We start from the raw sequence: 25,783 nt of genomic DNA, 5'->3' as shown, positions 1-25,783 counted from the left end.
AGTGTGATTGAGAAGAAGGCCCAGGATTGAACCTGGGCCTTTTTAATTTTAATACATGTCTCTTGAGTGACGGCCACCGCGACCGTGAGAATCGCCGCGACGATAGCCTTCATCTTGCCAGTTACCGCGGGAATAATCTGACGAGCCGTAGTCAGAATTTTCAAAATCCATTCCTTCCCAGCTTTGTCCCATTCTTTGCGGAGTTTCATCGCGTTCATAAGCGCGATGTTCTTCATCGTAAGGTCTGCGGCTTTCATTTTGACGACCATAACTTTCATAGTCGGAATTCATATTGTAGTTACGATTAAAACCGCGAGTTCCTTCATAGTCTTCGTCAAAATAACGTTGATCGCGGTCACGGCCACCACCACGGCCGGAGCTTTCGTATTGGTTACGTTGACCTTGTTGACCATACTGATTTTGCTGACCGTATTGACTTTGTTGACCATAACGACTGCGCTCGCCCGATTGGCCACGTTGTTGGCCGTACTGTTCGCCCATGCCGTATTGGGATTGGCCCTGGCCGTAACCATCTTGACGACCGTATCTTTCAGAACGTGTCCCACGAGAGTTCATACCCTCAGATCCGCCACGAACATAGTCCCCACGCGAGTTGCGGGAAGCATTTTCAAAACGGTCTTGTCCATAAGCGCCACGTCCACTGTAGTAGTCTGCAGGTTCACGATATTCCCCATGACCGGTACCACGTTGTTCACGCTCGTCAAAATAGTTTTCAGAAGGACGATGACCTCTGGTTTCGTAGCTAAAGTCTTGCTGCCCTTGGTAGTTGCCACGGTCCGTGCTGTATCCTGAACGCGAAGAAGTACCAGCATGATATGTCGATGGTGAATGTCTTTGTCTGCGTGAACTCATTTTAAAATCCTCCTGTTGTTGACGTTGCAAATATTCAGACACGGCTTTGTGTGATCGGGTAGGGCCGGTTTCAGAAGAATTTCAATTTACAGAATGTATTTTGAGGGGGCACAAGAACTCGACTGTGTAAAAACAAAAAAGCCACAGGAGAGCTGTGGCTTTTAAGAGTATTTTTTAAATACTAAAATTTAGTTAAGAACTGTGGCGAATTCGGCTTTGTTTTGTTCAATGATAGAGAGAGCCGTGCTGATCGCTGTTTCGATGCGGGATTTTTCCGCAAAGTAGGGCGCTAAGACTTTGTTCAGCTCAGACTCGCGACCTTGAGTGCTTTGAATTTTCGCCAGCACATCTTGAATCTTTTTATCCGTCGAGGAAAGTCCTGCAAGGGATTGCGAACGAGCCGTTTGGTACGTGGCTTGAGTTTGTTCCAGCACTTTTAACTCATTTTGAAATCTTACAACGACATTTGCCTTTGCCGTCATATCAGCCTTTTTCGCAGAGTAACCAACACTTTGATCGTAGGATTGCACGGCTGCAGTTCTGTTTGCCACTTCATCACGAGCTCGGGATGCTGACGCTTCGATGGCAGGACGTTGATTGCGCAAGTCAGAAATCTGGTTTTGCAGATTTGGAATCACACTTTGCTGATAATTATTAATTTGATTTGCGATGCTCGTGTAAGCATTCATCTTTTGATCCAGATTGCTGCGGGTCACATTCGCATTTTGAGTCAGGCGATTTTGCACATTCGAAGTTTCACTGTCTGCATAGTTTTGCACTTTGTACATCAGGCGATCACAACGTTCGCTCCCACCTCGACGGCAATATTCGGTAATTGGATGCCATTGAATACGGTCATAGCGTTCGCGATTGTAATCAAAGCTTCTCCAGATGGAATCAGTCGCGTTCGCGTACTGACGGGCGGTCTGAATTTCTGAATCAAGCTGAGATAGCTGACGGTTAAGGCTTGATACCTGATTTTGCGCATCACTCAAGGCAGATTGTTTGCTTTGAATACCTTGGTCGATGCTTGAAAGCTGACTTTGATAGCGAGCAAGGTCGTTCTTGGAATTTTGCACCAATGTACTAAGGCGTTTGTATTCTGCTTCGTAGGGAGCAAGAACTTTCCACGCATCATCGTACACGGCGTTTGCGCCCGCGACTTCAACTTCTTTAGAGTCGATGACTGCTTGCTGAGTGATGATTTGTTGATCAAGACCTTGGATTTTTTGTTCCAGGGCCGACTTTTGATTGCGCAGATTCACAAGCTCTTTCGTTGTCAATTGATCCAGAGATCCTGTGACAGCTCCCAGTTCTTGAATTTGTTTTGCGTACTGCGTGTGAAGTGTCGTCAACTGTCTTTGATAAGTCGCTTTTTGCGAATTCGCGATAATGGATTCTTGATACAAAGAGCGCAGGCGTGCGGCTTGCTCTTGGTTAAATTTTAAAGGATCCATCGTCGCTGTTTGCGCTGGAACAAAGGATTTTTCAAAGTCAGACGATACGAGCGATTTTCCACCAGCACATTGGGCCATTAAGGCATCAACAATGTCGCTGGATCCACGTAATGAAAAATCAACGGCTTTGCTAGGTTCGTTTGGTGCAAGAACTTGAACCATCAAACGGGTTTGGCGTTTGATGTAAGAGACCAAAGCATTTGAATCTGTCGGTACATGCCAGAAGGCTGTGTTTCCAGAGGCATCTTGCAGTGGGATAAAAGCAAAGCTTTGGATCGGCGCCACTTCTGTGGAAAGGCGGAATGCTTTTGCCGCGCCTGAACTGTCACGAAGCCACGCCTCGACCGGATATGTTCCCGATTTATCAAAGCTGAGTTCAAAGCGGTAGGTTGCTCCCGCAATCGTGCGAGAAGTGGAGGCGATGCAAGTTGCGTTTGTATCATTGAGTGACCAGTCTTTCACTGTCACTGGTTTTGCAAATGCGATTGCAGAAACTAAAACACTGGATGAAATAATTGTGAGTGAGCGGAGTGCATTCATTTTTAGTTCCTTTCTAAATTCATATGACGAGGACCACCTTTGCCAGGTCCACCGGGACCATGACCAGGTTTACCAGGCGCAGGTCTTCCAGGGCCGGGACCAGGTTTGGGCCCTGGCGGTTTGGGAGCTGGAGCAGGTGGCTTCGGCGCTGGAGCAGGTGGCTTCGGAGCAGGCGCAGGAGGTTTTGGTGCGGGAGCTGGTGGCTTCGGAGCTGGAGCTGGTGGCTTCGGCGCAGGCGCAGGGGGTTTTGGTGCCGGAGCTGGTGGCTTCGGTGCCGGAGCCGGTGGTTTCGGCGCTGGAGCTGGTGGCTTTGGTGCTGGAGCCGGTGGCTTTGGCGCTGGAGCCGGTGGCTTTGGCGCTGGAGCTGGTGGCTTCGGAGCTGGAGCCGGTGGCTTTGGCGCTGGAGCTGGTGGCTTCGGAGCTGGCGCAGGAGGTTTTGGAGCCGGAGCCGGTGGCTTTGGCGCAGGCGCAGGAGGTTTTGGTGCCGGAGCTGGCGGCTTCGGCGCGGGAGCCGGCGGTGGTTCTGGGCGTTTTGGGCACCAACGAGAAGAAACTTCTTCTGATTCGGAAGTGCAATTTACAACTGTGCAGTTTGCGAAGTTGCGCTGGCAAAGGTTCACTGCAACTTGTTCAGCATTCCAGCGATCTTCGCCAGAACCCTTCACAGTGATTCGATTTCCCAGATAGTCTGTTCCAACGGCATCACAGGTAGCATACTCAAGGTTGCATGTTTCAACGCAGTCACCATGTTTCGCTTGGCAAGAGCCGCAACTATCATGGCCTCCCCAATGTTCTTCCCATCCCTTATCACGGGCGCTACAAGTAACGCGCGACGCAAAAGCGGGTGCTGTTCCGAATGACAGCATAAAACTTAAAAACAGACTTAGTGGTTTCATTTTGGTCTCCCCCCGTGGCGAAATACTCACAAATGCAACTCATATACCAATTAAATTGGTGTACTTTTGCACCAAGGCGTAAGAGAAAGTGTGTACTTAAAGAAAGCGTTGACCAGCAGAGGAGACATTCATGGCGTACCATGTTCATAGCGATAAACCTTATTTCGATCTAGTTATCGGCGACAAAACTTATTCATCATGGTCCATGCGTGCGTGGTTGGTAGCAGTTCAATCTGGTCTTCCATTTAAAGAAATCAACATCAAACTCGACGAAAAAAACACCGCTGCCCAAATCGCAAAACACACGGACTCGGGAAAAATTCCGGTGTTGAAACAAGGCAAGCGTGTGATCTGGGATTCACTTGCTATCGCTGAATATTTGAACGAACTTTCGCCGGAAGCGAAATTGTGGCCCGAAGACGCAGGCACCAGAGCTTTAGCTAGAAGTTATGCCGCAGAAATGCATTCAGGTTTTCAAAGCTTGCGCTCAGAACTCAGCATGGATTTGAAACGCACTCAACCGATTCGTCATATGACCGAAGCAACAGCCCACGACATCGAGCGCATTCTAAAAATGTGGAAAGACGCTTTAAAGGTGAGTGAGGGGCCATTCTTGTTTGGAGATTTCTGTATTGCTGATGCATTCTTTGCTCCCGTAGTGATGCGCCTTCATCACTACGGAATTAAAATCAACGACCGCATGGTGAAACAATACATGCAAAACATCCACGACCATCACGGAGTGCAATTCTGGGTCGAGGACGCTAAGACAGAAAAATCAAAACCAATTCAATTTAAATAGTTCAAAAAAAGGGATCTCACTGATCCCTTTTTTTTATGGATTCTTTAGAGTGTTGACGCAGTATTTCTTGGTAGCGCGGTGTCGGTGCTGTTTTTCGGCAGTCACTCGTCACAAACCTACTTCAATTTATCGGGCAAACTCATAATTCAAGAATGATTGAAAATGATATCGCCACCGAAAAAGCGTTGCCGGGTCTGCGTGAATTGATTCGAACCTATCTTTGGTTAAAATTATTAATCGCCATGTCTTTGGGAGTGGGAACTGGATTCTTGCTCTTAAACTTAAGTGAGAAGTATCCCGGCACCTGGGTCACGGTGCTTGCTGATTGGCTAGCGCTCCCAGGATCAGTTTATTTGACCGTTATTCAAATGGTCGTGGTGCCCTTGATTCTTTCTTCCATCGTGCTGGCGCTTTCACAAATCTCTCAAGACGGGCAGGCTAAGAAAATTGCGACCACTGCCGTTATTTATATCATGTGCTCCACCGCGATCGCGGCAACCATCGGAATCACCGTCGTGGAATTTATAAAACCCGGTGAAGCGATTCAAGAATCTGCTAAATCCATGGGACAGATGGATGTCGGCGCCAGACCTGGACTGAGTATTACTCCACAAACAATTGTAAAACTGATTCCTGAAAACATTCTGGGATCTTTGATCAGCGGAAACCTGCAAGAGATCATTTTAATCGCAATCGTCTTTGGCTTGGTGTTTTCACGGATGGATCGTGATAAGTCCAAAACCTTCTTGGAATTTTTAGTGGGAACAAAAGCTTTGTGCATGCAAATCATCACGTGGACCGTAAGGCTTGCACCTTACGCGATCTTTGGGTTGATGGTGCGAGCGATTGTGAATTCCGGCGCGAGTGTTCTATTAGGCATGGCGGGATATTTATTTTCAGTGATGCTGGCATTCGTGCTACTAGCGGTCGTTTATCTACTGTGGTTGATGTGCATCGGAATAGGCCCGTTAACGTTCCTGCAAAAAAGCAAAGAGCCTTTGCTTTTGGCTTTCTCACTCTCAAGTTCCGCAGCCACTATGCCAACAACTATTCAAACAGCTAAAGACAAGTTTAAGATCCAACCCGAGATCGCAGACTTCCTGATTCCCCTGGGAACTTCCGTCAACATGGCGGGCTCGGCTTTATGGATGTCATCGGCAACTTTGTTTTTAGCACAAGCCTTTGGCGGTGATATTGATTTACCGACTGTGATCACAATTATCTTAATGACCGTGGGAGCTTCGCTGGGAACCCCGGGAGTTCCCGGTGCAGGCTTAGGAGTTTTAAGTTCGACCTTAAGAAGCGTCGGCGTTCCACCCAGTGGTATGCCGCTCATTTTAGGTATTGACCGCCTGGTTGATATGGGTGCAACAGTCATGAACGTGATGAGTGATCTTGTGATGTGCTTAACAGCTCAGTGGAACATCCGTCGTAAAGAGCGCAAGAAATAGCTAGTTACATTTTTGATTACGATAAAGCAGAGCGATTTCCGCAGCCGTCAAAGCTTTATCCCAGACAGAAAACTCATCCATGCTGCCGACAAATGCAGTTGATGTAGGAGTGGTTGCGGTATTGACCGCTTGGCCTGTCAGATAAAAGGGATAAGCACTGTCGTCACCACTCGTTCCAAGTCCCGTCGTTACAGCCGAATAACCACCATTCGAGGAGGCACCTGTGCAACTCCCTGGAGACGCCAAGAAAACGCTTCCTGTGCCTGTGGTGACTAGTTCAAAACCATTCATATAAATTTTTATCGCCGTACTTGTCAGAGTGCCGTCCCACGTAATCGTTATCATTCTCCAGGTGTTGGCAAAGCTTGTGGCAAGGGGACAAGTCTGAACGCTGGCATTTGTCAACGAGTAGACTTTTTGAAATTTTAAAGTGTTAGATGTATCAATAGTTAAATAATATCCGGCTGTGGTGCCGTTATTACTTTTATAAAAAAGTCTTTGCGCTGTACCTGTGGGTAGAGCCATGTTCACCCAAAAGTTCCAAGTACCCGCAGTTAAATTTGCAAAACCACTCGAAGAAATAATGTCGTTTGAAGCACCGGTGGTCGACAGATAGTTACGCAAGTAAGCAAGTGTCGAGGGGAGAGCGGCGTGAGCATTGTAAGTCAGTGTCGAACTCGCAACAGACGCCGTCGCAGTAGGTCCGCCCGCGACATCATTTGGAATCGTTGCACCGTTTAGGACCGTGCCTGAGCCGTTGAAATGATAGGCCGCAATTAAATTATTTCCCTGTGGAAGCCACGACGACTTTGAAGTTTCCTGACAGCGAAGACTTGCGCCCCCTCGCATCCCCAATGACATTCCGGTTTGCGCAAAGGACTGCGTGCTTAAGAGTAAGAAAACTACTCCCCACCATTTCATTATTGGAATCCCGTCGACCAGGTGATGTAACAATCAAACAGCCCGGCATTCGAGACTGCTAAGATTGAAAACACCGTGTGCGATGAAGAAATCGTCGCTTGATTCGGTGGAGAAAAACGAGATGTGTTGCAACCCGAGAAAGTGTAAGTGCGAGAGGTCGTATCTTGAACCACGATTGTATAATTTCCGCCGTGAACCATACCACCTAAGGTGATCACAGATCCGCCGACCGCCGTCAAAATCTGGGTATTGCCCAAAGCTAAATTGACGGTCGATCCTGTCACCGCTGCCGGAGGCACACTGACGATCGGACCTTTTACCTGCAAACTTCCCGTACTGGCCAAGCCAACTATAACATTTCCGTTCGTGTCGATATCCACGCGATTCGTACCAGCTGTTTTTAGGGAGAAATTGTTAGCATCCAAGGTGCCTACAGATCCCGCAGCTCCCAAGGTGTTGCCACCATTATATAAAATGCCCGTGGGCAGATCTGTCGATGCAATCGTTCGGAATGAAGGAGTTCCCGAAACACCACTTGGTGCCGCCATAAAAGTGGAAGAAGCTTGAGTGCCAAAGTTCGTTCCACTCACACTGATGTTTTGGCAGCTGAGATTATCCATCGCGGAATTGTAAGTCAGAGTCTGGCTGGCACTACAAGAAGAAGGTAAACTCACAGAGCCCGTCACCGTAGAACGTAGATCCGTCATCGTGACAAAAGCGGGACTCCACGTGGAGAGCGTGTTGTCATAGCGAAGAACTTGCCCTGACATTGTTGGTGACGTAGCAGAAAGACTTGTGCCACGCAAAGCATTCACTGTTGGTGAAGGGTAGGTCCCTGATAAGTCACCACTCGCTGTCGCACCGGTTTGCATCGCATTGACGATACGAGAATCATTCCCCGCAGCGACAGTGCCTGAGGTAGTGCCAGCGTTTAAAGTCAGCGTGGGTGTGGTTGTGCCATTAGCGACTGTGATATATGAATTGGCTGAAGTGACGTTCGTCACTCCGGAAGAAGTTCCTGTCACACAGGTCATCGATGTGCCGTTGTAAGTTAAGTACTGGCCCGCAGTACACGTGGGTAATCCTGCTTTTAAAAGAAAATCAGTGACGTCTTTATCAGCAAGTTTCATCGCATTGATGGAAACAGGAATATTTCCAATCACCACATCCGGACTCATCGAGGTGCCATTCACTTTGATATGCAAAGATCGCACAGTAAAGCCCGAGATCGTCGTGCTGGCTGCGCCCTCACAGTTCACGCTGCCACTTGAAGCGAAAATTCGATCGGCGGTGTTGCCGGTGCTATCGGTGCGTGTACCGATTCCGACGATGGCACTAAATTCACCGACACTCCCTGGAGAGATAGTCTGAGTTTCTTCAAACAAAATACAGGTGCCAGTGATGATTTGAAAGGTGACAGTGGCGGAGGTGGTGATCGGGGTCCCTACGGAATCTGTCAGGACACCTTCATAGGTCAATAAACTGCCCGGTGCCGCGGATGCCGCCCACGTCAGTTGACCCATTAAGAAAATAAAAATGCCGAACAGTGATTTCTTCAAGTTTCCCTCGAAGGACTGATCGGCATTTACTTAATGTTCGCTGAGTCTAGCTATCTAATATTACTAAACTTTTAACTCAGTTGATCAACCCAAACGGCAGCTCTCTTTGGATGCCATTCTTGGGGCTTTATCCAGAAGGCGGGACATACACGCACCTTCCGTTTTGAAGGCCGACTTTTGAGTGGCTTCAAACTTAAGCTCCGTGGACGACACGGAGGCGAACGACATTAAGGACCCAATCAGACCAAAACACGCAATTGCTAAAGCGATTGATTTCATTTTCATTCCTTATCCCATTACTAACAGCTAGAGAATTTATCGGAATAAATGGACCTGGACCAAAGGCTTATTTGCGAAAAACTTAGACGAAATTCTCAGAATTACGTCTCAGAATGAGATTTGGGGGATTCTATGAAACTTGTGCTGGCCGCTTTTGTGACTCTATTTGCTTTCTCAGCGAACGCCATGATTTGGTTTGAGCCAATGGTAAGTTACGAAGCTTCCGGTACGACCACTGTGGATTTTACTCAGGCTGGGAAAACTCTTAAAGGTGTCGCTTCAGATAATGGAACCAGCATGGGCGCCATCAATTATGGGGCACGCCTGGGATGGCTTGGAAAAAATCAAGTGTGGTTAGCTGGCGAATACATGGCAGCGTCCAGTGGAAAAATCAAATACAACACTCGCGAAGATGAATTTGAAAGAGAAGCCATCGGTGCTGATTTGGGAGTGTGGTTGGATCGTTGGAACTTGTGGGTGGGTTACAACTTTACGGACAAACTAAAGGTCACGCCACTGAATGCGACTAAGCAAGATGAAATCACGGGAACAGCGATTCGCGTGGGTATCGGTTACCTGTTGGCCCGTCACTTGGCTTTCAATGTCGAAGGTGCGTATCGCACTTACAACGAAGGAAAATCAGTCAACGATTCAGCATTAAATGATTTCCCGACGTATATCGATAAATTCACGCAAACGACGGTGAGCGCCGGATTCTCATTCCCGTTCTAAATGTTCTCGATCTTTCCTGCGAGTTCGTCGATGGCTCTTAAAAACTTTGATTCCTTAGGCAAGGATGTGTGCGCATTGATGATGACAGCTGTAAATAGTTTGTCGGAGTCGTAAGCTTTTTCTTCGATTTTACCGATGGCTTCCAGTTGTCTGATGGCCGCGTCGTGCTCCAGAGCCCACTTTTTATAACTTTCCTTGGTCAATTTGATATTCGCAACAGAGTAGGTCGCTTCAGTTTGATGTTCCCGCGCTTTCGGATCGGCAGATTTTTCACTCATAAGGGCATTCGTGATCACATCCGAGAAAAATCCCGCCGTCCCATCAATCCAGCGCTTGTAATAAGTTTTTGCAAGAATACCATCGCCGAAATCCACATGGGGACCATAGGTGGATTTCACTTTCAGTTTTCCTGTCACTTTAATCAGTCCCAGGTTTTCAAGTTTGACCAGGTACTTGTCCAATGAAAGTTTCGTAAGCTTGTTTTTCTCAGCAATTTCTTGTGGCGTTTGGCCATCGTGAATTTTCAGGAAAAAGGCCAGGTAATTCATGTTCTTTGCTAAAAACTTTTGCTGCTCTTCTGTTAGTGTGCCCTCGTCCTTGGATGATTTGGCATTGGCGGAAAGGGTGTGTAAATCAGAAAGATTCAAATCCAAAATTTCACAGATTCTAAAAAGGTCATTTAAACTTATATCATGATCGCCCATCCAGCGTTTGATCGTTGGAACAGACACTTCCAGATCCTGGGCAAGATCTTCGTAAGTCATCTTACGTTTTTTCAGTTGTTCTTTAAGAACCGTTTTAATTTTATGAATTTGAATATCCATGTCTTAGTTGCTCCAATTTCTGTAGCCAGCGCCGAATTCTTTTTCCAAAAGAGCCATATCGATTTCAGATACGCCTGTTGCGAATAACCAGTTAAAGAATGCTTTCATATGTCCTCCGTATTAAGGGTTGAGGTTCTGAAAACATATTTGCCCTGGTTTTAGCAGGCTCGCAATGGCCGTTTCTAAGGTATCAGTTCTTGAGCCTAAAAGCCAATTTAAGGCTTAATAATCGAAAAAAGTATTCAAAATAGATCCATGCCAGGTGGGGCATAATTGAACGTGCAACGGGGAGGAATGGTTCAGTCGCACAAGTGCGAGGGCTATAAACCAGTTTAATTGTTTTAAAGCACTTCATCTCTTTGCACGTCCTTTGCTTAAAAGAAATTCGTCATAATGAAAAGGGGAGCACCATGTGGAATCATCGAACTATCGCAATCATCGCCCTCACTCTGGTTATCGTTTTTGGGGTCACTATCACGGTTTATCCGTTAATTTTTAATCCCAATAAAACTCAAAACGATGCAAGTGTAGTGGATCAACCCATGTCTTTACCTGGTAAATAGTTGAAGGACGTTTCATGAAGTTTTGGATTTTTATTTTTGTTCTTTTCCCTGGCGTTCTCTGGGCGCAAACGTCGACAGAGACCACGCCCCAAGAAGAAACCATGGGACAAGATGCCTTGATCAATCAATCAAGGAAACTTTCAGCCCTGGAAAAACAAGAGCAGCTAAGAATTCTGTACTATAAGCCAATTTATTTTGCCTATGGTGAACCCACCAGCAAATTGCAATACAGTTTTCGTGTGCCCCTGTTTGAACAGTTCCCTTTGAATTTCGCCTATACGCAAATCATCTTTTGGGAGCTGCAAGAGGAATCAAAACCTTTCTTGGATGCCACTTATAATCCGGAACTTTTTTATCGCATCGATTATGATAAAAAAACTATCCGCTCTTTGGATTTAGGGATCTTTGAACATAACTCCAATGGTAAGGCCGGCGAGGAGTCACGCTCTTACAATCAAACTTATCTTCGCGCCAACTGGGCATTTGAATCCAAAAGCTGGGTCGTGCAGTTTTCCGCGAAAGTAAAAGCCATCTATGGAGTGGATGAAACGAATCGTGATATTTACGATTTTGTTGGACCCGTCGAAGGCGAGGTTAAGTTTATTCAGCTCTTTGATTCGATGTTTGATCAACTTGAAGCCGTCATTAATGTTAATCCGGGCGGCAAATGGTCGACGGAGTTTGATAAGGGTGGCTATCAGCTGAGTTTAAATTTCCACGTGGGTGGTTTGAAAGTCGTGCCGGCTTTTTATGTGCAGTACTATCATGGGTACGCAGAGACCTTGGTAAACTATGATAAGTCAGTGGATGAATTCAGAGCGGGCTTAATGTTCTAAACCCGCTCGATATCAAGAAATTAACCTTTAATCAGTGGCAGGATTTCGCGGCGGTGATTCACACCCAAATAAGTATAGCTTGATTCTAGGGTGCCGTACACGCCGTATCCTTGAGTCGTACCGACTTCGTAATCCGCGGGCTGCATGCCCATCGCCTGCATGATGGTGATCAACAATTGATTATAAGGACGACCGCGTTTGTAATCGCCTTCGTCACCACCGATCGGGCGGCGCAAGCTTCCATAGGACGGTCCGTAATCAATGTGACGGCCTGGTTTTAAAAAGCCTCCGGCACTTCCTGCAAGGAGCACGGGATTGTTCACAGAGTTATGGGCGTTGGTATTTTTAGTCGTTCCTTGGTCATTACCCCACATGATCAGGGAATTATCCAAGTACGTCGAACCCGTCGTTGTATCTTCGACAGTATCCATACGAGTTAAAAATCGTGATACGCGGTTAGCAAAGAACGTCATCATCGCAAGTTTCATCGCGCGCAATTCATTTGTGCCCGCGTGATTGATATCTTCATGGAAGCGGTTGGAACCCGTGATGCCCGGAACAAAGTTTACTGAACCACTAAAATAGTCGTAAACGTGCATCATCAAAGTCGCGACCTGGATTTTACCGCACTTCACTCCTACTTCCATCACGTCAAACATCTGATCAATGACGACTTGATAGTCGGCAGGATTGGAAGACTTTGTCGGCGAGGAGGTCGGACCCGTCGGAGAAGTGCAGGTCATCGGTGGGGGAGCAGTGACATTGGCGTTTAATTTCTTTTGCAGATCTCTAATCAAAGCCATGTGCTGCTCGACGCGGGCCAAATCATCTTTGGAAAGACGCTTGTTCGAGCGCAAGTTCACGTACTCGGCATAAACCTTATCAACCACTAAGATGTCACGGCGGGTAAGTTTATCAGCGGTGCTTGGTGTTGTGGTTGTGGAACCTGTGCCAAACATGCTTGAGAAAACCGCCGAAGGATTAAACTGACCCGGAACATAGGCCTTATTCAGGACGCTGACGTGGGAGGCACCATTATAGTTTCCGTCATCGACGGATTTCACATATAGGTTTAAGGGTGAACCACCATACAGGTATTTTGCAATCACCTGGTCAATACTGCTAGTTGCTTCTGAAACCACTCCACCTGTTAACATGCACTCGGCATTGTGATTCGGCGTTTTTGAAAGTGGATCCAGACGAGAAAGAATCAATAACTTTGAGCGCAGGGAATCAAACTGAGTGCCCAGAACTGGAGACATCGTATTCGGGATGGCTGACAGGGCCACTTCGCGAGCGTACGTCTGCTTTTCGCTCCACGTGAACTTTGCAGGATCGGGAAGCCAGTGCTCAACGGCCTGGCAGTGCCCATTGTGGATCGCAATAAAGCGTTTTTTAATTGTAGGTCCCGTCTGCGCCTCGGCTTGTGGAAGCATGGAAGGCAGAAAAGGCAAAGCAAGTGCAAGACCACCGGTGCCTCTTAAAAACTGACGACGTGATAACTTATTCCAATGCATACGAACCTCTTAAAGGGCCCCACGCTTGCGCAAACGGAAGTTTGCATCAAACGCTGGCGATTTAATCATATTTAAAATAGTACCTGGTTGGTCACCACTAGAACTCGCTTTGGCTGGATCAACCAGTTGCGAGAAGCTAGTGTTCATCGAGCAATTATCCGCTGCCGTAATCGCACGACCGATCGTATAAGTACCCCATTGTTTCACCATACAAGCCGGACCGCGGGAAGAATTCGCAATGGCTGTTGCCATTTCAGAAAGACCGTTCACTTCGGGGTCATTGCCTGATTCGATATTTGGTTTCACTTTGGCATTCACCGGGTGATTTGCCAGGATGTTTCCGTTAGCATCAAAGATACTTTCAACCGTGCGGTACTTACCAAAGGCATTGTAATTTTCCATCACAAAACCCATCGGATTGATCAACGAGTGGCAAGCCTGACAGCGCACGGGAGAAGTGCGTGTTTCGATTTGCGCACGTTGCGATTGATTCGGATCTGGAACGGGAGGCGCAAACAAATCTTTTTCATCGGGACCAATTGTTGGTAATGGAATGGAATCGCAAAGAATGTTTCTGCGAATGACGAGACCACGATGCACTAGGCTTGTATTGTCTGTTGGGCTAAACATAAAGCCCACACGACTCATCAAACCCGGGCGCTCTGTCGGAGAAAGTGCCACACCTTTTGCTGCTCCATAAATCAAAGTAAGCGCCTGACCCTGAGTAAAGCTCATTGGCGACGTCATCATATCGCGGTATGTACCTGCGACGGAGTACGTAAAATAATTCGTAAAATCTCTCATCTCCTGCATACCTTCAGGTTGAATCGAGGCACGCGGTACATTTCCTAAGAACCAGGTCGAGTGATTTGAGGAAGGCATGCGGTTGATACCCAGCCACTGATTATAGAACTCTGCCACGTGCTCTTTAGATTCCGCGGTTGCGAACACGCGGTTCACCGCAGTTTTATATCCTTCAACAGTTGCCAGATTTCCGCTGACTGCATCGTTCATCAAAGCTGTGTCAGGACCGCGACCCGTTGCCAGGAACGCGATACGCGACGCCAGTTCATAGTCGGTGATTTTCACAAGATCTTCTCGGCCGTTGACGGCCGTACCGTTCAATTCATTTTTATAAATGAAATTCGGCGATTGAAGCATGGCCATGATCGCGACTGTTAAACCATCGTTTAAGTTGCCACCAAATTCTGAGTTATAAAGATCTTTATAAAGCTGTTGCTCTGCAGTCGTCATAGGACGACGGAAAACCAGACGACCAAATCCGTTAAACAGCGAAGTCCAGCATGTATCTGTCATACCACTGCTGGTATTACAGTTATTCATTGCCGCAGCTCTCCAAGTCGAACTTGTCGCAAAAAGGTTTGCTACTTTTTTTGCTAACGTTAAGTAAGCCTCAACGTGCGCAGCAGATACGGTCATATCCGTTGAATCGAAGACTCCCGTCACAACATCCGCAGGTAAGTTATCGATATCTGTTTGCAAGGAATCGATATTCGCGCGGCCGTAAGAGAGGACTTTTAATGAAAGCAAATACTCGCGACGTGATAGACGACGGAACTCTCTCACACCTGGGTCTTCACCCGGTTGGCAAGAGAATGTATTTGCCGGTACCACGGGAGCCGTTGGTGAAGGGGAGACTGTTGGAGATGGCGAAGGCGAAGCCGTCGTTGTCGGAGAAGGTGAAACTGTGGCCGTCGCTGTTGGAGAAGGTGACGGAGATGCTGATGGTGATGGCGAAACAGTCGGAGATACAGTTGGAGAAGGAGACGCCGTTGCAGTAGCCGTGGCCGTTGGTGATGGCGACGGTGATGGCGTCACTGTACCCGGCGAACCAGGATTTAAAGCCAGAGCAATAAGCTGTAACTGCGTTTCAGAAAGAGCAGAGAACGCAAACATCTGAGGCACATTGCCAATGGCTGTTTTAATATCAATTAATGACTTGCCGGACTTGGTGCTGTTTTCAAAAACACCGTGGCAGCCCGCACAGTTTTGATTATAGAGGTCGCGACCTTGCGCGAACTCGGCGGACTCATTGATGTACTCTGGTTCATTTGTACCAGCGACACTTTGCAGATTGCTAATGACGGTAAAACCCTCACCACAGTTTTGAAACGAAAGGATCGTTACTGTGGAAGCGGCTAGAAGCAGATAAGGCTTTACCCCAATTCGCAGTGCTTTTGCGAAGATTGCCTTTTTCAAATCATCCCCCAATAAACATAAATCAAGTGACTCCAAGTTTACTAAAGTAAACAGGGACATTAACTAAATCTTTGTCATTCGACTCAATTCAAGCCGAACTCTGGACGAAGGGTTCCGGTGTTACCCGGAATTTCATTCGAAACGCTCGTGGAATTTACAGAAAAGCAAGGTTCGAGGGCTCAAAAAGCGGAACATAAACGGGCCGTGATTACCGCCATATAGACCGCCATTAACAAAAGTTAAAGAACATTTTGGAGTCACTCTGGCTGGCGATTTATGGCGCTGCGTTAGGTCTCCTGGGCGTACAAGAAACACTAGTTACTCGCAGCCCTTACAATCTTGTAAAATTGTGCCCTCAATGGGATACAACTGAGTCACTATGACTGGCACTTATCGAAGCATCCTGATTGAAGAAATGCGAAAGCGACAAAGAAAAAATCCTGCCTATTCATTGCGTGCGTTTGCTCGCGACATCGGGATTTCTGCTTCTCGCTTGAGTGAAGTTTTAAATTCCAAAGTGGGTCTGTCTGAAGACAGAGCTGCGATCGTCGCCGATCGATTGCAAATGAAGGGTAAAGAGAAAGGTTTCTTTATCGACTTGGTCCAAGCGGAACATGCACGCAGCAAGCTTGCCAAGAAAGCAGCAGCCGAACGTGTTACGGCCTATCTGATGGACACCAAGAAAATTTCTGATGAGCACTTTCACTTGATTTCCGACTGGCAGAATTTGGCCGTACTGGAGCTGGTGGATCTGCCATCGACGCAGCATAATTTTGCTGCAGTGGCGACTCGTTTGGGAATCTCAGTGGGCGAGGCGGAAGCCACTATTGCTCGATTGATCAAGGTGGGCTTGCTTAAAGAAGAGGGCGGTCGCTGGGTGACAGCCGACGCGGATTCAACAACATCAGTCGATGTTCCTTCGACGGCGATCCAAAATTATCACCGTCAGATGCTTCAAAGAGCCCATCGTTCTTTGGATGTGGACCCCGTGGAATCCCGCGATCTGTCGTCGGTCGTTTTCAGTCTTGATTCAAAACAGCTTTCCTACGCTAAAGAGCGCATCCGTGAATTCCGTCGCGTTCTTTCACAAGAACTGGCGGCGATGCCAGGCAAAGACAAAGTTTATAGTATGTCGATTCAGTTGTTTGAACTTAAAGGGGATGAAGCATGAAGCACATCGTTGGCATTTTAGTTTTACTTGCAGGATTAAACGCCTTCGCTGTTCGCGAAGTGCAAAATGGTGGCGGGGGAGTCTCTTCAGTAGCGGGCATGGAAACCTTTTTGTCTGCGAACTTTAGATTGAATGGCAAAGCCGAAGAAATCCAAAAAATCCCAGGGCTCGTTGAACTGATGAAAGAATTGGAAGCCATGCCTTTAAAAGACGACGTGAAGGGTCGTATCTTTGCGGCGCTTTTTCCAACGAATGAGCGTCAGTATTTCCGTATCAAAAAAGAGGAAATTTCCAAAGACACCCGTGAGAGCTTGGTTGATCAGTTTGCCAAAATCATGCGTGTACCTCGTTCTAAGGTAGTTTTGTTCGCGGCAAGTGCGCCAGCAAGTAAAACGACCGTTTTGCTGGAAGAGTTTTATCAATTAAAAATCAATGAGCAAAAAGCCATGCTGTTGCATGAAGCTTTGTGGATCATGGATTCAAACCTGGAATACGAACAAGTGATCTCTATCGAGCAGGAAGCTCAGGCCTACTTCCAGGATCATTCAAATCTAAAAGCTTTTTATAATTTCGTGGATCAGCTGGCTGACGCAACCAGGGACCGAACTTTGCTGCTGAATGCGACTCTGCAAATGGATTTTATGACGGGGACGCTGAAGTCTTCATCAACAAACCTGCGCAGCGTGCGCCTGGTAGATTTGGTGGGCGAGAAGTATTTGGACTGTATGCTTTTGCATGACTTTAACGCTCACAAAACCGTCTTTGGTGCGACAGATTATGTGAAGTCTTGTACGAAGGTGATGGTCTACTCGGTGACTTTAAAAGCAATGAGCAATCCGAATTCATTGTTTTACCAGGGACTTTTAACTTTCCTGGGACGGTATGAATTGGTTGATTTATTGATTCCCACTCGCGGTCCTCAGAACCGGATGTCTTTCCTAGGCACTCCTGCGGCTTATGCAAACTTTCGCAATGGTTTACACCTGATTGTCACTGACCAGATTGCGGGAAACTTCATGGATATGACCGTTATTGATGGCAACGGAAATCCACTAGGCTACCTGCATTTCTAATTATTTCTGCGACAGCTTTTCGCGCACCAAGGGAACGACTTTGGTGCCGTAAAGCTCTATACACTTCATCAGATCTTCATGTGGAAGTGTTCCTAGGCTGTACTTTAAATCAAATCTTGAAACTCCTAAGTGCTTCACAGTCGCCGTAATTTTCTCTGCGACAGTTTCTGGCGAACCCACATACAAGGAGCCTTCTGATCCAATCTGCTGAATAAATTGTTCCTTGGAAATGGGCGGCCAGCCACGATCTCGCCCAATACGATTCATCATCGTTTGATAATGGGGCCAGATGGTTTCTTTGGCTTCCTCGTCAGTTTTGGCGATAAATCCAGGGGAGTGTACACCAATAGGCTGAGTGCGCTGATTGAACTGCGAGAGTGATTTATAATAAAGATCCACAAATGGTTTAAATCCTTTCGGATCGCCACCGATAATCGCAAGCATTAATGGGAATCCATAGTGAGCAGCTCGTAAAACAGACTTCGGAGTTCCACCCACACCAATCCAGGTGCGAAGTTTTCCTTCGGGTTGTGGATAAACGCTTTGAGCTGCTACCGGGACTCGCGTGTTGCCAGACCAGTTTACCGGATTGCCTTTTAGAATTTGGGCAAACAGATCCAGTTTTTCCTCAAAAAGTTCTTCGTATTGTTCCAGATCAAACCCAAACAGGGGAAAGGACTCGATGAAGGAGCCACGTCCCATGATCACTTCCGCGCGCCCCTTAGAAATTGCGTCAATGGTGGAAAATCTTTGAAAGACGCGAATAGGATCGTCGGAACTAAGCACTGTCACCGCCGAGCCTAGACGGATTTTTTTAGTTTGTGCTGCAATCGCGGCAAGAACAACCTCCGGCGCTGAAACCGCGAAGTCATCGCGATGATGCTCGCCCACGCCGAAAAAATCTAAACCCAGTTGATCTGCCAGAACACCTTCGGCAACGACGTTGCGAATGACTTGCGCTTGGGAGAGATTTTTTCCATTCAAATCATAAGTGACATCACCAAACGTATCCAAGCCCATTTCAAGTTGCACTGCCATAAGAACTCCTGCTGCCTTTAAGTGTAGCGGGAGTTCGCGGCTTTTAGCATTGTAAAAGTAAATAAAAAAACGGTAGGATGACACACACCCGAGGTTCTAAATGTCTTACTGTTCTGCTTTGAAGCATATGTCTGATGAAAAAAAGGCGATTCATAAACCCTATCATGACAAGGCTTATGGCTTTCCAATTCATTCGGACGACGAATTGTTTTGTCGTTTGATTTTGGAAATCAACCAAGCAGGTTTAAGCTGGGAAACCATTCTTAAAAAGCAGGACACGTTCCGTAAGGCGTATCATAACTTTGAGATCAAAAAGGTGGCGGCTTACAAAGCGGCAGACCGCAATCGCCTGATGAAAGATCCAGGTATTATTCGTAATCGTTTAAAGATCAATGCCGCTATTGAAAATGCTAAGACCATTTTGGGGCTGCAAAAGGAATTCGGCTCTTTTAAAAAATGGATCGAACATCATCATCCTTTGACGAAAGAAGAATGGGTAAAACTTTTTAAGAAGACCTTTAAGTTCACCGGTGGAGAAATCGTAAATGAATTCCTGCAGAGTGCAGGGTATTTGGCGGGGGCTCACGATTCAAGCTGTGAGATTTATCAGAAGGTTCTTAAAGCAAAGCCGGCGTGGAATCGCGAAGTCAAAGTGAACGGCAAGGTCGCTAAAAAACCAACCGGAACAAAGTCTCCGATTAAAGCTAAACCTAAAAAGAAGAAGTGATTAGATGTCTCACCAAGATTCTGTATCAGAAATGATCAAATTGATTCAAAAGTTTTGCGAAGAGCGGGACTGGGATCAATTTCATCCTCCCAAGGATTTGGCCATCGGTATGTCGACGGAAGCTAATGAGCTCCTGGATCTTTTTCGTTTTAAAACGGAAATGCAGATTCAAGAAAAGATGCGTTCTCCGGAGTTTAAAGAAAAAGTATCAGACGAACTGGCGGACGTGTTTTTCTTTGTCCTTCGTTTTGCGCAGATGAATCATATCGATTTGGGTGGGGCTTTGAATAAAAAGCTTGCAAAGAATGCTGCAAAATATCCGGTTGAGACCGCTAAAGGCTCGAACAAAAAATATAACGAATAAATTTAAGTGAGCTCTAGGGAAAGCATTTTTGCCATAGGTCCGATGGTCATGGTGCTATCTTCGTTGGCGGCGCTAATGTACAGATCCACTTTGGGAAAATAACGAACAGTAATATTGGCATCGAGCGTTTCGCAATTTTTTGCAGGAGTCGTGACCGAGTGCCTTCGGCACATGACGGGGCGATGTTCATAGATGCTGCAGGAACCCTCGTCGTTTAAGAAAACACAGGGATTATCGGCATTGCGTTTTCCTTGTTTCCATTGCGGATCTTGAAGTTCGCGTTGGCTTTGCTTTTTTAAGCGCTCTCGATCGATGGTGTGGCCCTCTTTCACCAGGTTGCCAAGGATGCGAGCCTCGTGGCTGGTGACTTCTACTTCCATGTGGCAACAAGCTGCACAACCTTTGCGGCAGCTGATTTGAATGTCTTTTTCAGAATCAATTTCTTCTTCGACCAAGGCGTGAAGGGCGCGAGCGCGCAGGGTTCCTGTGGGAACTTCCATCAAGTCATCTCTGACCCGCGATAATTCATTATCCAAAGACAAGAGGAAAGCTTTAAAAGTCTCAGCATCCAATTGCTTCTCGTACCCGATCACGAACTCTTTAAAAGACCGTGTCAGGCGGGGATACTGCTTTAAAAAATTAGGAAGTGTCATTGATAGAGTTTAGCTTTCTTTGTTAGGATATGCCATGACTTTGCCACTTCAGTACTTTCAGCTTTGGTTGCTGAAATTCTTCACATTTCTATTGGGATGTATGTCCTGCTTTTACTTTCAAGCACAATTGGGAATGACTCCCGTTATGGGAGCTGCTTTAACGGGGCTGTTGGGAACGTTCATTCCCGAAACCAAGCGCATCGAGAAAACCCATGTGCACGCCAATATCTATATGGGAGCCTTTGTGGCGATGGGTTCTAAAATCACGGATCAGGGTTTCTGGCAGATCTTTTTCGTCTCGGCCATTGGCAGCTTAATTTATTTTGTGATGAGTCGTTATTTCAAGGGTATGGGGGGCCGTTTAGGGCTGATTGCTTTTATCTCTTCGCTTTTGGGTCTTGCGCTGAAGGTGATGGTATGACCCTTTTAGGTGTGATGTTGGTTGCGGCTTTAAGTGCGCAAGTCACTTATTATTTGATTCATACAAAACATTGGCCGACAGTGCGTGCTTCCGCTTTGCCGACTTTGATATTCGTCGTGATCTTGCAGCATTCCGGAGTTAACTGGGATGGCGCTTTGCAGGCGGCCTATTTTGGTGCCACGTTCGTGGGGATGACAGATAAATCCCGTTTGGGAAGGCGAAGAGTGCTAATTGCCAGTTTAATTTTCTCACTAGTTTTCACTTTCTTGATTCCTTACGCAAAGGGCATCGGCGGAGGCTTGGGTGCTGCGGCCTTTGCTTCGTGCTCGGTGGTTTATTTTTTAACCAACACTGTGAAAAAAATGGTGAAGTTCGCTAAGCCTTAAGACTCCAAAGTGTGTACTATGCAGGACTTGGTATTGTTTGCTTGAGCGTGTGTGGGGCTGTGCCTACCCTTAAGGCATGACTAATAATTATTTTGCGTCTCCCTTTTCAGGTAAATCTCTTAAAGAACAAACCACAAATCCCAATATTATTGTCGGCGAGTACAGTTATTATTCGGGATATTATCACGGGCACTCCTTCGATGATTGTGCGTGGTATTTGCCTAACGATCGCTCGGATGTAGATAAGCTTTATATTGGAAAATTCTGTTCGATCGGCTCAGGTGCAAGCTTTCTCATGGGCGGCAATCAGGGGCATCGCAAAGAATGGATTTCGACTTATCCCTTTGCTTTTATCACCCATGATCCCACTTTTCAAAAAGCACAAAACTCCTATCGTCCCGCCGGTGACACCGTGATTGGTCACGATGTGTGGATCGGTGCGGAAGCTATGATCATGCCCGGAGTTCGTGTCGGGAATGGATGCGTGATCGGGGCGCGCGCGATGGTGACTAAAAATATTGAACCCTATTCGATTGTCGTCGGTGGGGGAGAAGTGGTGCGCAAAAGATTCTCGGATCCTGAAATCTCGATGTTGATGGAAATGAACTGGTGGGATTGGTCGAAGGAAGCTTTAGCAGAAGCGATGCCACTGCTAACCAGCAATGACATCGTCGCTCTGTATCGTTTTTGGGAGAAACGCAAAACTCAGGCGCCAGCGATTTTGTAGGCGCCTTTTCTAAGATTGATTCCATATTCCAGATACGCCTTCATGGCTGAGATCATTTGCGCCCAGCCCATACAGTTGCCATAGGAATTCTTGATGTCTTTTTCATTTTCTTTCCAGCCCGTTTCGGAAACTTTCACTTTCGTTTCAGTAGGGTTGAGTTGTTCAAACTGAAACTCTACCGTATTGTTCCCCTCGCCCGAGGGATTGCCCCATTCAATGACGATGGTCTTGTTGGCGATGACTTGTTTGGATTTAACGGGGAATGGCCCTGGGAAATCCGCGAATTCCCATTGCACGGTGGTACCTTCTTTCAGCGGAGCCGAAGCGCCAGCCGTGGTGAAGTACTTGCTGATTTGGTTGTTATCATAAACGGCGTTAAAAACTTCTTGGATAGGTTTTTGAATGATGATCCAGACTTCAAATTTAGGAATCATGGTGGCGGCATTCCTTTCGATTTAGAACTGATTTGCCAGCGGTTCTGGTTTTTATTTTGGCGGCAATTTAGATTCTTTAATGATTGAACGAAGTGTATTTCATTGTAAAGTATTTGTATGACGTCATTTGAGAAACAAATTGAGTGGATTGAAAAAAACTTTCGTGAAATCCGGGAAACTGATCAAGTTTCTTTGGAACTTAAGTATGCAACGGCTGATAACTTTATGCACTTTGATGTGTATCAGGGGTTTGATCGCTGTTTTGTTTCTCCGCTGGCGTATGAAATGTTCATGCGTGCTTGTGAAGAGTTGAAGCGCAAGCATCCTCGTTTGAAATTTCTGATCTGGGACGCCCTTCGTCCACGATCGATTCAGGCTTTGTTTTATAAGCACTTAGAGGGAACTCCATTTCAGAATTACGTCGCTCCACCATTTCCAGGGTCTTTGCACAATTTCGGCATGGCGATGGATTTGACATTGAAAGAACGCGACGGCGATTACCTGGACATGGGCACGGACTTTGATGATTTCAGGGATTTAGCTCAGCCCAAGCTTGAGTCACAGTTTTTAAAGTCAGGGGAGTTGACGCAGTTACAGTACAGCAACCGCATGATTCTGCGTACGTTGCTAGAGGATCAGGGGTTTAAAGTTTTGGAACACGAGTGGTGGCATTTCAATGCGTTGCCGAAGGACCAAGTTCACGGGATTCATCCGATTTTGGAGTAGGTGAGGGGGGTAATTTCACCCGCGCTACCAAGAAAAGATGTGTCATTTTCGGATGTGGCACCAAGAGGATATTTTGGGCTTATAGAGCATTCTATTTGAGGATAAGATGTTCCGGTGTCTCGTTCAAAATGGCATCGATAACAGAACAGAAAACACAGTCATGATTCAAAACACTCACTCACTCACTCACTCACTCACTCACTCCATCCATCCATCCATCCCATCCATCCATCCATCCATCCATCCATCCATCCATCCATCCGTTCATCCGTTCATCCGTTCATCCGTTCATCCGTTCATCCGTTCATCCGTTCATCCGTTCATCCGTTCATCCGTTCATCCGTTCATCCGTTCATCCGTTCATCCGTTCATCCGTTCATTCGTTCGTTCGTTCATTCGTTCGTTCGTTCATTCGTTCGTTCATTCATTCGTTCGTTCATTCATTCGTTCGTTCATTCATTCGTTCATTCATTCGTTCGTTCGTTCGTTCATTCGTTCATTCGTTCGTTCGTTCATTCGTTCGTTCGTTCATTCATTCATTCATTCATTCATTCATCTTCCCCTTTCATATTAAATGAACAATCTCCTTGCTGTTATTCATGAATCGATTCCAACCCGCGCAGCCAAGAAAAGATGTGTCATTAAAATAAATGTAATAGCGAATTTATTTGACCGAGTTTTGTGATTTCTAATCGTCGCTATCAGCGTGTTTTCTATTGTGCTCGAGACGCTTGGTGGATGTTGTAAATTGAAGCGCTGGTAGGGTTTATAGAGAGAATGCCAAGGCATTTACACGCATTCTAAAAAACTGCAGATATAGAACCAATAGTATGAAAATCAAAAATTAAAACCCGTGCTATAAATCCTCGAGCAAGAAGCAAGAAGCAAGAAGCAAGAAGCAAGAAGCAAGAAGCAAGAAGCAAGAAGCAAGAAGCAAGAAGCAAGAAGCAAGAAGCAAGAAGCAAGAAGCAAGAAGCAAGAAGCAAGAAAGCCGCAAAAATGCGAAGAGGTGGATTATGGATTTAACATCAGTATCGAATGTAGAACTATTGAATCGAGTCGAAAAGCTGGCGCGTTCTGAGCGTAAGATCACTCATCTGATTTTGTGCCATTTGGTGGAAGTTGAAACTCGTCGCCTGTATTTGGACTTGGGATTTACTTCTTTATTCAAATACATGACAAGCCATCTGCAATATTCGGAGGATTCAGCTTATCGCCGTATTCAGGCGGCACGACTTTTAAAGAAAGTGCCTCAGCTGAATCATGCGATTGAAAATGGCGACATTAACTTGACTCAGCTTCATCGAGTTCAGAAATGCCTGACTAAAGAACTTGAAAATGGGAATGCGGTTTCCTTAGAAAAAACTGAGGAAGTGCTAGATCTAATTCAAAACAAATCCAGCATGGAAACACAGAAAATTCTGGCAGTGGAATTCAATCAACCTATTCAAATGCATGAAATTATAAAACCTCAAAGGGATGATTCCATCCGTATGGAAATCAGTCTAACGCCGGAACAAATGGACGACTTGCAACAAGCGAAAGACCTTCTTTCACATGTGCTGCCGAATCCAACTTGGGCAGAGTTGTTTGCTTACATGGCAAAAACACACATTCAAAAGAAACTGGGGAAAGAGCGAATCGGCAATATGAAAATGATGGTTTCTAAAGTTGCACAAGAACCAAACCGCCAGGATTCGGCGAATGTATATACAGAGGATTCAAAATTTATAGAGATAAATAAACATACTGCTGGATTGGATATGCATAATAAAGTCGACACTCAGGATGAAGTTGTTACGAAAAACAAAGCTAACAAAAACGAACAATTCAATTCCAGTCGATTACTAGCCACCACAGCTGACAAGCGCAAACATATCAAATCCAGCACGCGTCGAATTCTTTTGAAGAAATCAAATCATATTTGTGAATACATTCATGGGAACGGCCAACGTTGTTCAAGCAAGTATCAACTTCAAGTCGATCACAAATTGCCGCTGGCACTCGGTGGGACTAATGAAATTCAAAATTTTCGGATTTTGTGCCGCACGCACAATCTTTCGGAGGCTCGCAGAATGCGAATCTCAAAATATTGATGCAGCATTTCTGGGTAGCGCGGGTTGATTGAATCGTAATCGAATAAATTTTCGAAAAGCGCTAAAAGTTTGAATTACCAAACCTGGAAGTAAATGGACAGAGGACGCTTCGAAAAACTGTGAATATTCCCCCGGTTGCTCTGTCCGGGGGAACCGTATAGATGATCTGTGATAGGTGAATGGTTACCTAAGTCAGCCTATTTCCCCATCGGTGGAGCGACTGGCTCATCCGTGCTGGTCCCTTTAGGTTTCGTCTGGCTGCCGCGACTTGCATCTCCGCGATGTTTTTTAAATGCACTGGAGGAGGGATCTTTTCTTTCCTTAGTCGCATCACCCTGACGCATGTTTTCTCTTTCCGCCGGAGAGTTGGTGTTGGCAGTGCCTTCGGACGAAGATTTGTCATGGGACTTGTCGTCGGCATGGGACAAACCCGGCGCAATTAACATCAAAACAACTAAGAGCAATTTCACGTGAACTCCTTTGATTTAATAGTTTGA

28 protein-coding genes are annotated in these 25,783 nt (G+C 46.2%); 16 read left to right on the top strand and 12 right to left on the bottom strand.

Annotation, left to right across the window (positions count from 1 at the left end; translation table 11 throughout):
* Nucleotides 1-48 precede the first annotated feature (48 nt).
* On the bottom strand, nucleotides 49-873 hold the full coding sequence (locus tag ACLSU7_RS05960; RefSeq protein ID WP_413294642.1) for a hypothetical protein: 825 nt from the start codon (nucleotides 871-873) through the stop codon (nucleotides 49-51).
* Between the two features lie 188 nt (nucleotides 874-1,061).
* Nucleotides 1,062-2,792 (bottom strand): hypothetical protein, encoded by a 1,731-nt coding sequence (locus ACLSU7_RS05955; protein WP_413294641.1) that lies wholly within the window; start codon nucleotides 2,790-2,792, stop codon nucleotides 1,062-1,064.
* Between ACLSU7_RS05955 and ACLSU7_RS05950 the strand changes: the two genes are divergently transcribed.
* From ACLSU7_RS05950 to ACLSU7_RS05940, 3 genes are all read left to right on the top strand, one after another.
* Nucleotides 2,752-3,540 carry a hypothetical protein gene (locus tag ACLSU7_RS05950; protein ID WP_413294640.1) on the top strand — a complete coding sequence of 263 codons (789 nt, stop codon included), beginning with the start codon at nucleotides 2,752-2,754 and terminating at the stop codon, nucleotides 3,538-3,540. The two genes, ACLSU7_RS05955 and ACLSU7_RS05950, sit on opposite strands and share 41 nt — an antisense overlap.
* A 356-nt stretch (nucleotides 3,541-3,896) precedes the next feature.
* On the top strand, nucleotides 3,897-4,568 hold the full coding sequence (locus ACLSU7_RS05945) for a glutathione S-transferase family protein (protein ID WP_413294639.1): 672 nt from the start codon (nucleotides 3,897-3,899) through the stop codon (nucleotides 4,566-4,568).
* A gap of 152 nt (nucleotides 4,569-4,720) precedes the next feature.
* Complete coding sequence (locus tag ACLSU7_RS05940; protein WP_413294638.1) at nucleotides 4,721-6,019, top strand: dicarboxylate/amino acid:cation symporter; 1,299 nt, start codon at nucleotides 4,721-4,723, stop codon at nucleotides 6,017-6,019.
* Here ACLSU7_RS05940 and ACLSU7_RS05935 read toward each other — a convergent pair whose 3' ends face one another.
* The 3 genes from ACLSU7_RS05935 to ACLSU7_RS05925 all read right to left on the bottom strand — a co-directional run bounded on the left by ACLSU7_RS05935 (nucleotide 6,020) and on the right by ACLSU7_RS05925 (nucleotide 8,784).
* The gene (locus tag ACLSU7_RS05935) at nucleotides 6,020-6,940 is read right to left on the bottom strand and encodes a LamG-like jellyroll fold domain-containing protein (protein ID WP_413294637.1); all 921 of its coding nucleotides are present in this window, start codon (nucleotides 6,938-6,940) and stop codon (nucleotides 6,020-6,022) included. It lies immediately after the preceding gene.
* Complete coding sequence (locus tag ACLSU7_RS05930) at nucleotides 6,940-8,463, bottom strand: hypothetical protein (RefSeq protein ID WP_413294636.1); 1,524 nt, start codon at nucleotides 8,461-8,463, stop codon at nucleotides 6,940-6,942. Before ACLSU7_RS05930 ends, ACLSU7_RS05935 begins: the two co-directional genes overlap by 1 nt.
* A 120-nt stretch (nucleotides 8,464-8,583) precedes the next feature.
* Nucleotides 8,584-8,784, bottom strand: coding sequence for a hypothetical protein (locus tag ACLSU7_RS05925; RefSeq protein WP_413294635.1), 201 nt, complete (start codon nucleotides 8,782-8,784; stop codon nucleotides 8,584-8,586).
* Nucleotides 8,785-8,910: 126 nt separating this feature from the next.
* On the opposite strand from ACLSU7_RS05925, the gene ACLSU7_RS05920 reads away from it, so the two are divergent.
* On the top strand, nucleotides 8,911-9,510 hold the full coding sequence (locus ACLSU7_RS05920; protein WP_413294634.1) for a hypothetical protein: 600 nt from the start codon (nucleotides 8,911-8,913) through the stop codon (nucleotides 9,508-9,510).
* Here the strand turns inward: ACLSU7_RS05920 and ACLSU7_RS05915 are convergent.
* The gene (locus ACLSU7_RS05915; protein ID WP_413294633.1) at nucleotides 9,507-10,334 is read right to left on the bottom strand and encodes a helix-turn-helix domain-containing protein; all 828 of its coding nucleotides are present in this window, start codon (nucleotides 10,332-10,334) and stop codon (nucleotides 9,507-9,509) included. The two genes, ACLSU7_RS05920 and ACLSU7_RS05915, sit on opposite strands and share 4 nt — an antisense overlap.
* A 410-nt stretch (nucleotides 10,335-10,744) precedes the next feature.
* Here ACLSU7_RS05915 and ACLSU7_RS05910 point away from each other — a divergent pair, with 410 nt between their 5' ends.
* Nucleotides 10,745-10,897, top strand: a complete 153-nt coding sequence (locus tag ACLSU7_RS05910) for a hypothetical protein (protein WP_413294632.1) — start codon at nucleotides 10,745-10,747, stop codon at nucleotides 10,895-10,897.
* Nucleotides 10,898-10,911: 14 nt separating this feature from the next.
* The gene (locus tag ACLSU7_RS05905) at nucleotides 10,912-11,733 is read left to right on the top strand and encodes a phospholipase A (protein WP_413294631.1); all 822 of its coding nucleotides are present in this window, start codon (nucleotides 10,912-10,914) and stop codon (nucleotides 11,731-11,733) included.
* A gap of 20 nt (nucleotides 11,734-11,753) precedes the next feature.
* On the opposite strand, the gene ACLSU7_RS05900 is transcribed toward ACLSU7_RS05905, so the two are convergent.
* Both ACLSU7_RS05900 and ACLSU7_RS05895 read right to left on the bottom strand, forming a co-directional pair.
* Nucleotides 11,754-13,250 (bottom strand): DUF1552 domain-containing protein, encoded by a 1,497-nt coding sequence (locus ACLSU7_RS05900; RefSeq protein WP_413294630.1) that lies wholly within the window; start codon nucleotides 13,248-13,250, stop codon nucleotides 11,754-11,756.
* Between the two features lie 9 nt (nucleotides 13,251-13,259).
* The gene (locus tag ACLSU7_RS05895) at nucleotides 13,260-15,470 is read right to left on the bottom strand and encodes a DUF1588 domain-containing protein (protein ID WP_413294629.1); all 2,211 of its coding nucleotides are present in this window, start codon (nucleotides 15,468-15,470) and stop codon (nucleotides 13,260-13,262) included.
* Nucleotides 15,471-15,849: 379 nt separating this feature from the next.
* Here ACLSU7_RS05895 and ACLSU7_RS05890 point away from each other — a divergent pair, with 379 nt between their 5' ends.
* Nucleotides 15,850-16,641, top strand: a complete 792-nt coding sequence (locus tag ACLSU7_RS05890) for a TIGR02147 family protein (RefSeq protein WP_413294628.1) — start codon at nucleotides 15,850-15,852, stop codon at nucleotides 16,639-16,641.
* Nucleotides 16,638-17,714, top strand: a complete 1,077-nt coding sequence (locus tag ACLSU7_RS05885) for a hypothetical protein (protein WP_413294627.1) — start codon at nucleotides 16,638-16,640, stop codon at nucleotides 17,712-17,714. The genes ACLSU7_RS05890 and ACLSU7_RS05885 overlap by 4 nt, the downstream gene beginning before the upstream one ends.
* Here the strand turns inward: ACLSU7_RS05885 and ACLSU7_RS05880 are convergent, their stop codons facing one another.
* Nucleotides 17,715-18,752 carry an LLM class flavin-dependent oxidoreductase gene (locus ACLSU7_RS05880; RefSeq protein ID WP_413294626.1) on the bottom strand — a complete coding sequence of 346 codons (1,038 nt, stop codon included), beginning with the start codon at nucleotides 18,750-18,752 and terminating at the stop codon, nucleotides 17,715-17,717.
* Nucleotides 18,753-18,852: 100 nt separating this feature from the next.
* On the opposite strand from ACLSU7_RS05880, the gene ACLSU7_RS05875 reads away from it, so the two are divergent.
* The gene (locus tag ACLSU7_RS05875; protein ID WP_413294625.1) at nucleotides 18,853-19,479 is read left to right on the top strand and encodes a DNA-3-methyladenine glycosylase I; all 627 of its coding nucleotides are present in this window, start codon (nucleotides 18,853-18,855) and stop codon (nucleotides 19,477-19,479) included.
* Between the two features lie 4 nt (nucleotides 19,480-19,483).
* Nucleotides 19,484-19,843 (top strand): nucleotide pyrophosphohydrolase, encoded by a 360-nt coding sequence (locus ACLSU7_RS05870; RefSeq protein ID WP_413294624.1) that lies wholly within the window; start codon nucleotides 19,484-19,486, stop codon nucleotides 19,841-19,843.
* Nucleotides 19,844-19,845: 2 nt separating this feature from the next.
* On the opposite strand, the gene ACLSU7_RS05865 is transcribed toward ACLSU7_RS05870, so the two are convergent.
* Nucleotides 19,846-20,496 carry a YkgJ family cysteine cluster protein gene (locus tag ACLSU7_RS05865; protein WP_413294623.1) on the bottom strand — a complete coding sequence of 217 codons (651 nt, stop codon included), beginning with the start codon at nucleotides 20,494-20,496 and terminating at the stop codon, nucleotides 19,846-19,848.
* A gap of 34 nt (nucleotides 20,497-20,530) precedes the next feature.
* Here ACLSU7_RS05865 and ACLSU7_RS05860 point away from each other — a divergent pair, with 34 nt between their 5' ends.
* The 3 genes from ACLSU7_RS05860 to ACLSU7_RS05850 all read left to right on the top strand — a co-directional run bounded on the left by ACLSU7_RS05860 (nucleotide 20,531) and on the right by ACLSU7_RS05850 (nucleotide 22,030).
* On the top strand, nucleotides 20,531-20,917 hold the full coding sequence (locus tag ACLSU7_RS05860; RefSeq protein ID WP_413294622.1) for a hypothetical protein: 387 nt from the start codon (nucleotides 20,531-20,533) through the stop codon (nucleotides 20,915-20,917).
* Nucleotides 20,914-21,303, top strand: coding sequence for a hypothetical protein (locus ACLSU7_RS05855; RefSeq protein WP_413294621.1), 390 nt, complete (start codon nucleotides 20,914-20,916; stop codon nucleotides 21,301-21,303). The genes ACLSU7_RS05860 and ACLSU7_RS05855 overlap by 4 nt, the downstream gene beginning before the upstream one ends.
* 76 nt (nucleotides 21,304-21,379) lie before the next feature.
* Nucleotides 21,380-22,030, top strand: a complete 651-nt coding sequence (locus tag ACLSU7_RS05850) for a CatB-related O-acetyltransferase (RefSeq protein ID WP_413294620.1) — start codon at nucleotides 21,380-21,382, stop codon at nucleotides 22,028-22,030.
* Here the strand turns inward: ACLSU7_RS05850 and ACLSU7_RS05845 are convergent.
* Entirely contained in the window at nucleotides 22,009-22,464 is a 456-nt protein-coding gene (locus ACLSU7_RS05845) for an SRPBCC domain-containing protein (protein WP_413294619.1), read from the bottom strand. The two genes, ACLSU7_RS05850 and ACLSU7_RS05845, sit on opposite strands and share 22 nt — an antisense overlap.
* Nucleotides 22,465-22,581: 117 nt before the next feature.
* Between ACLSU7_RS05845 and ACLSU7_RS05840 the strand changes: the two genes are divergently transcribed.
* From ACLSU7_RS05840 to ACLSU7_RS05830, 3 genes are all read left to right on the top strand, one after another.
* The gene (locus ACLSU7_RS05840; RefSeq protein WP_413294618.1) at nucleotides 22,582-23,190 is read left to right on the top strand and encodes a M15 family metallopeptidase; all 609 of its coding nucleotides are present in this window, start codon (nucleotides 22,582-22,584) and stop codon (nucleotides 23,188-23,190) included.
* Nucleotides 23,191-23,296: 106 nt separating this feature from the next.
* Complete coding sequence (locus tag ACLSU7_RS05835) at nucleotides 23,297-23,764, top strand: hypothetical protein (protein ID WP_413294617.1); 468 nt, start codon at nucleotides 23,297-23,299, stop codon at nucleotides 23,762-23,764.
* Between the two features lie 442 nt (nucleotides 23,765-24,206).
* Nucleotides 24,207-25,286 carry an HNH endonuclease gene (locus ACLSU7_RS05830; RefSeq protein WP_413294616.1) on the top strand — a complete coding sequence of 360 codons (1,080 nt, stop codon included), beginning with the start codon at nucleotides 24,207-24,209 and terminating at the stop codon, nucleotides 25,284-25,286.
* A gap of 197 nt (nucleotides 25,287-25,483) precedes the next feature.
* On the opposite strand, the gene ACLSU7_RS05825 is transcribed toward ACLSU7_RS05830, so the two are convergent.
* Complete coding sequence (locus tag ACLSU7_RS05825; protein ID WP_413294615.1) at nucleotides 25,484-25,756, bottom strand: hypothetical protein; 273 nt, start codon at nucleotides 25,754-25,756, stop codon at nucleotides 25,484-25,486.
* Nucleotides 25,757-25,783: the final 27 nt, after the last annotated feature.

This window comes from Bdellovibrio sp. HCB185ZH (assembly GCF_047302455.1).
Lineage (GTDB): Bacteria > Bdellovibrionota > Bdellovibrionia > Bdellovibrionales > Bdellovibrionaceae > Bdellovibrio.
Note: the sequence above shows the minus strand (reverse complement) of the source record. Positions and strands in the feature narration are given on the sequence as shown.

Coding starts and splice junctions, on each gene's coding strand:
- ACLSU7_RS05960 (WP_413294642.1), bottom strand. CDS start 873: ATGAGTTCACGCAGACAAAGACATTCACCATCGACATATCATGCTGGT.
- ACLSU7_RS05950 (WP_413294640.1), top strand. CDS start 2,752: ATGCAAGTTGCGTTTGTATCATTGAGTGACCAGTCTTTCACTGTCACT.
- ACLSU7_RS05945 (WP_413294639.1), top strand. CDS start 3,897: ATGGCGTACCATGTTCATAGCGATAAACCTTATTTCGATCTAGTTATC.
- ACLSU7_RS05940 (WP_413294638.1), top strand. CDS start 4,721: ATGATTGAAAATGATATCGCCACCGAAAAAGCGTTGCCGGGTCTGCGT.
- ACLSU7_RS05935 (WP_413294637.1), bottom strand. CDS start 6,940: ATGAAATGGTGGGGAGTAGTTTTCTTACTCTTAAGCACGCAGTCCTTT.
- ACLSU7_RS05930 (WP_413294636.1), bottom strand. CDS start 8,463: ATGGGTCAACTGACGTGGGCGGCATCCGCGGCACCGGGCAGTTTATTG.
- ACLSU7_RS05925 (WP_413294635.1), bottom strand. CDS start 8,784: ATGAAAATGAAATCAATCGCTTTAGCAATTGCGTGTTTTGGTCTGATT.
- ACLSU7_RS05920 (WP_413294634.1), top strand. CDS start 8,911: ATGAAACTTGTGCTGGCCGCTTTTGTGACTCTATTTGCTTTCTCAGCG.
- ACLSU7_RS05915 (WP_413294633.1), bottom strand. CDS start 10,334: ATGGATATTCAAATTCATAAAATTAAAACGGTTCTTAAAGAACAACTG.
- ACLSU7_RS05910 (WP_413294632.1), top strand. CDS start 10,745: ATGTGGAATCATCGAACTATCGCAATCATCGCCCTCACTCTGGTTATC.
- ACLSU7_RS05905 (WP_413294631.1), top strand. CDS start 10,912: ATGAAGTTTTGGATTTTTATTTTTGTTCTTTTCCCTGGCGTTCTCTGG.
- ACLSU7_RS05900 (WP_413294630.1), bottom strand. CDS start 13,250: ATGCATTGGAATAAGTTATCACGTCGTCAGTTTTTAAGAGGCACCGGT.
- ACLSU7_RS05890 (WP_413294628.1), top strand. CDS start 15,850: ATGACTGGCACTTATCGAAGCATCCTGATTGAAGAAATGCGAAAGCGA.
- ACLSU7_RS05885 (WP_413294627.1), top strand. CDS start 16,638: ATGAAGCACATCGTTGGCATTTTAGTTTTACTTGCAGGATTAAACGCC.
- ACLSU7_RS05880 (WP_413294626.1), bottom strand. CDS start 18,752: ATGGCAGTGCAACTTGAAATGGGCTTGGATACGTTTGGTGATGTCACT.
- ACLSU7_RS05875 (WP_413294625.1), top strand. CDS start 18,853: ATGTCTTACTGTTCTGCTTTGAAGCATATGTCTGATGAAAAAAAGGCG.
- ACLSU7_RS05870 (WP_413294624.1), top strand. CDS start 19,484: ATGTCTCACCAAGATTCTGTATCAGAAATGATCAAATTGATTCAAAAG.
- ACLSU7_RS05865 (WP_413294623.1), bottom strand. CDS start 20,496: ATGACACTTCCTAATTTTTTAAAGCAGTATCCCCGCCTGACACGGTCT.
- ACLSU7_RS05860 (WP_413294622.1), top strand. CDS start 20,531: ATGACTTTGCCACTTCAGTACTTTCAGCTTTGGTTGCTGAAATTCTTC.
- ACLSU7_RS05855 (WP_413294621.1), top strand. CDS start 20,914: ATGACCCTTTTAGGTGTGATGTTGGTTGCGGCTTTAAGTGCGCAAGTC.
- ACLSU7_RS05850 (WP_413294620.1), top strand. CDS start 21,380: ATGACTAATAATTATTTTGCGTCTCCCTTTTCAGGTAAATCTCTTAAA.
- ACLSU7_RS05845 (WP_413294619.1), bottom strand. CDS start 22,464: ATGATTCCTAAATTTGAAGTCTGGATCATCATTCAAAAACCTATCCAA.
- ACLSU7_RS05840 (WP_413294618.1), top strand. CDS start 22,582: ATGACGTCATTTGAGAAACAAATTGAGTGGATTGAAAAAAACTTTCGT.
- ACLSU7_RS05835 (WP_413294617.1), top strand. CDS start 23,297: ATGTTCCGGTGTCTCGTTCAAAATGGCATCGATAACAGAACAGAAAAC.
- ACLSU7_RS05830 (WP_413294616.1), top strand. CDS start 24,207: ATGGATTTAACATCAGTATCGAATGTAGAACTATTGAATCGAGTCGAA.